Origin of the sequence: uncultured Microscilla sp. (assembly GCF_947493425.1) — a bacterium.
Classification (GTDB): domain Bacteria; phylum Bacteroidota; class Bacteroidia; order Cytophagales; family Microscillaceae; genus Microscilla.
In genome coordinates this window covers 1-1,236 of the sequence record NZ_CANLRP010000395.1, presented here as the reverse complement: position 1 = coordinate 1,236, position 1,236 = coordinate 1, and the positions used below count along the sequence as shown (strand labels likewise).

The window sequence follows — 1,236 nt, the reverse complement described above, 5'->3', positions numbered from 1 at the left end:
CAAGAACTGTGTTAAAAATCAAATTTTTCTCCAAATAAAATTTGTTATTACCCTTTGTTGAGTTGATAATCATCTTGATAAAGGGTTTCATTTTTTATCACGGCAAAAAACTGTCTTACTAACTTATGCATTATTGCAACCATAGCGACTTTGTGTGGCTTCCCCTTGGCTCTTAGTTTTTCGTATAAAGCTTTGCAAGCACTATTATATCTTTTGGCAGACTTCGCACAATTATAAAGCAGGCTTCGCAGTTGGGGATGTCCTTTTTTACAAATACGTCCTCTTTTCTGATACCTTCCTGATTGGTAAATATTAGGGGCAATCCCAATAAATTTAGCCAACGCCTTGGGAGAAGAAAAGTCCTTGAGTCCGTGAGTAAAAAGTAATAAAAAAGTGGCAGTTTTTTTACCAATACCTTTAACACTTACTCCATACACGAGTTGCTTTTGATAATTTTGAGGCAATTCCTGTGTTACTTTTTCCTCCAGTTGTTTTTGCTGACATTGCAACAATTCAAGTTGGTCTTCTATCATCATTACACTTAAATCATCAGGCTGGGGATGGAAGCTTAGTTCACTGATACGGTTTTTTAACTTCTGTATATCATTTTGTAAATGCTGTAGATTCAGTAAACGATGACGGTGGGTTTGCCAATCCTTGTCAGGAAGCATCATACCCTTTAACTGGCGCTCTTCACCAAGTCTTTGAAGCATCACTGCATCAGAGGCATCAGTCTTACTAATAGAAAGTAATGATTGAGAATACCCTTTGCTAGCCGCTGGATTAACTACTGTTAAAATAAAGCCTTGCGCCTGTAAAGCATAAGCCAAAGGGAAATGATACAAACCAGTAGCTTCCATTACTCCATGACTGCCCGAAGGAAGTTGTGCTATAAATGCTTCTATTTTATCTAATTGGTTCTTCAACTCTCCTTGAACAAGTTCTCCATTCTTATAATAAGCATAGTGAATTGTCAATTTCCCAATATCAAAACCTATGTAATGTGCCATAATTTGTTAATTTTACATCTTGCTATTTAATGAAATTCCGTATGGATATTATCTTCATTACACAGGCTTGATGCCTAAAGAACTGTCCAACATATACGGAAATATAGGAAGTAGCCATATCTTGACAGACAGGGTGAAGCCCTAAGGTTTTATCAGTGTGCTACTTCCTTTTTATAAAAAAACAAATTTTATTTGCCTTCACAAAACATTGTCAAATGTATGAGGT

The 1,236-nt window shown here is 36.1% G+C and carries 1 protein-coding gene; it reads right to left on the bottom strand.

Annotated features, from left to right (window positions below; translation table 11 throughout):
- Positions 1–47 precede the first annotated feature (47 nt).
- A complete protein-coding gene (locus Q0954_RS33975; RefSeq protein WP_299466538.1) occupies positions 48–1,010 on the bottom strand; it encodes an IS110 family transposase in 963 nt (320 codons plus the stop codon).
- Positions 1,011–1,236 lie beyond the last annotated feature (226 nt).

Coding starts and splice junctions, on each gene's coding strand:
- Q0954_RS33975 (WP_299466538.1), bottom strand. CDS start 1,010: ATGGCACATTACATAGGTTTTGATATTGGGAAATTGACAATTCACTAT.